The sequence below is a fragment of the Streptomyces sp. NPDC058469 genome, assembly GCF_042721125.1.
Taxonomy (GTDB): Bacteria; Actinomycetota; Actinomycetes; order Streptomycetales; family Streptomycetaceae; genus Streptomyces.
In genome coordinates this window covers 1-2,801 of record NZ_JBHXME010000332.1, presented here as the reverse complement: position 1 = coordinate 2,801, position 2,801 = coordinate 1, and the positions used below count along the sequence as shown (strand labels likewise).

The window sequence follows — 2,801 nt, the reverse complement described above, 5'->3', positions numbered from 1 at the left end:
GGTGACGAGAGGCCGACCGCGCGGAGGCCCGAAGGGCTGAGCACGGCCGGACTCTCGACACCGGCTGAGGCGCCCCGGAGGCGGGAGCAGGAAAAAGGGGCTTTGAGGCTCGGGACCAGGCGGAGCAGACTCGCCCTGGCCCAGTCCGGGTTGGTGGCGGACGCCGTGAGCCAGGTGACCGGACGGCCCGTCGAGCTCGTCGAGATCACCACCTACGGCGACACCTCCCGCGAGCACCTCGCCCAGATCGGCGGCACCGGGGTCTTCGTGACCGCGCTGCGGGACGCGCTGCTCGGCGGTGAGGTCGACTTCGCGGTTCATTCGCTGAAGGACCTGCCGACCGGGCAACCCGCGGAGCTGGTGCTCGCCGCCGTACCGGAGCGCGAGGACCCGCGGGACGTGATCGTCGCGAGGGACGCCCTGAAGTTCACCGACCTGCCCCGCGGGGCGCGCATCGGTACGGGCTCCCCGCGTCGCACGGCCCAGCTGAACGCGTACGCGCGCAGCCACGGCCTCGACATCGAGACGGTCCCGATCCGCGGGAACATCGACACCCGGGTCGGCTTCGTGCGGGACGGTGAGCTGGACGCCGTGGTCCTGGCCGCCGCCGGACTGAGCCGGATCGGCCGGCTCGACGACGTGACCGACTTCCTGTCGGTCGACACGATTTTGCCCGCCCCCGGCCAGGGGGCCCTGGCGATCGAGTGTGCCGCGGACAACGCGGACCTCATCGCGGCGCTCGGTGAGCTCGACGATCCGTTCACGCGGGTCGCCGTGACCGCCGAAAGGTCCCTGCTCGCCGCCCTGGAGGCCGGCTGCTCCGCCCCTGTGGGCGCGCTGGCCGACCTTCTGGCCGACGGGCAGATTGTCAAGGAAATGCGCCTGCGCGGAATAGTCGGCACGACCGACGGTTCGCGTACGGTGCAGCTGTCCACCACCGGTCCCGTGCCCGAGACGCATGACCAAGCACTGGCGCTCGGTCGCGAACTCGCCGCCGAGATGCTTGCCCAGGGCGCGGCCGGTCTCATGGGGGAGCAAGCCAAGTGAGCCCCACCACTCTTCCCGCCGCCGGTCCTGAACACGGGCACGTCACCTTCCTGGGTGCCGGACCCGGAGATCCGGGACTGCTCACACTGCGCGCCGTAGAGGCGCTGGCGAACGCGGACGTTCTCGTCGCCGAGCACGAGGTGCTCGACGTCGTACGTGCGCACGCCCGACCCGGCGTAGCCGTCGTGCATCCGGATCCGAGTCCCTCTTCGGGCTCGTTCCAGGGCACAGGCACGCCTCAACTAACGGTTGTTGACGGTGCGTCAACAACCGTTGGCCTACCCGCTGTGCGGGATGCGGCACATCTTGTCATGGAGGCCGCGCGGGGCGGCAGGCGGGTCGTACGTGCGGTGTCCGGGGACCCCGGACTTGATACGTACGCCGCCGAGGAAATGCTCGCCTGCGTCGCCGCGGGTGTTCCGTTCGAGGTCGTGCCCGGTGTCGCCGCGGCCGTCGGCGTGCCCGCGTACGCCGGTGTCCCGCTGCGGGACGCGCAGGGGGCGGACGTCCGGTTCGTGGACGCCCGTACCGCGTCGGACCGCTGCTGGACCGAGGTCGGGGCGTCGGACGGCACGGTCGTCGTGTCGACGTCGCTGGACTCGGTGGCCGCCGCGGCCGGTGAGCTGGTGGCCGCGGGCCGTAAGCCCGATACGCCCATGACGGTCACAGTGGCTGGTACGACCACTCGTCAGCGGACCTGGTCCGCGACGCTCGGGACGATCGCGCAGACGCTGAAGCAGGCGAAGGTGCTGCCGTCGCCTGAAGGTGGCCGACCGGTGATAGCCGTGGTCGGTGAGCGTTCCGCCGCCGCCCAGCGCGACCAGTTGTCGTGGTTCGAGTCCAAGCCGCTGTTCGGCTGGAAGGTGCTCGTGCCGCGTACGAAGGAGCAGGCGGCGTCGCTCTCCGACCAGTTGCGGTCGTACGGGGCCGTGCCGCACGAGGTGCCGACGATCGCCGTCGAACCGCCGCGGACGCCTCAGCAGATGGAGCGGGCGGTCAAGGGGCTCGTCACCGGCCGCTATGAGTGGATCGCTTTCACCTCGGTGAACGCGGTCAAGGCCGTGCGGGAGAAGTTCGAGGAGTACGGGCTTGACGCTCGTGCGTTTGCCGGGATCAAGGTCGCCGCTGTGGGGGAGCAGACCGCCACGGCGCTGGTCGCCTTTGGTGTGAAGCCGGATCTCGTGCCGAGTGGTGAGCAGTCTGCGGCCGGGTTGCTTGAGGACTGGCCGCCTTACGACCCCGTCTTCGATCCGATCGACCGGGTCTTCCTGCCTCGTGCGGATATCGCCACCGAGACGCTTGTCGCCGGGCTGATCGAGCTTGGGTGGGAGGTCGACGACGTGACCGCCTACCGGACCGTGCGGGCCTCGCCGCCGCCTGCCGATACGCGGGAGGCGATCAAGGGGGGTGGCTTCGACGCCGTTCTCTTCACGTCGTCCTCCACTGTGCGGAACCTGGTGGGGATCGCCGGCAAGCCGCACAACGTGACCGTGATCGCGTGTATTGGTCCGGCTACGGCGAAGACCGCCGAGGAGCATGGGCTGCGGGTGGATGTGATGGCTCCGGAGCCGTCCGTGCACAAGTTGGCCGAGGCGTTGGCGAACTTCGGGTTGCGGCGGAGAGCTGCCGCGCAGGAGGCGGGGGATCCGGTTACCCGGCCCAGTGAGCGTCGGCCCGGTGCTCGGCGGCGGCGTACGACCTGAGGTTGCGGTTGAGTCCGAGGTCGCGGTGAGTGGGGGCGGGCGTCCGTGGGG

At 70.5% G+C, this 2,801-nt stretch carries 2 protein-coding genes; both read left to right on the top strand.

The genetic code is table 11. The features are described 5' to 3' along the window. Window positions 1–102 precede the first annotated feature (102 nt). Window positions 103–1,047 carry a hydroxymethylbilane synthase gene (hemC, locus tag ACFWP5_RS52160; protein ID WP_384174437.1) on the top strand — a complete coding sequence of 315 codons (945 nt, stop codon included), beginning with the start codon at window positions 103–105 and terminating at the stop codon, window positions 1,045–1,047. Next, window positions 1,044–2,750 (top strand): uroporphyrinogen-III synthase, encoded by a 1,707-nt coding sequence (locus ACFWP5_RS52155; RefSeq protein WP_384174432.1) that lies wholly within the window; start codon window positions 1,044–1,046, stop codon window positions 2,748–2,750. Before hemC ends, ACFWP5_RS52155 begins: the two co-directional genes overlap by 4 nt. Window positions 2,751–2,801: the final 51 nt, after the last annotated feature.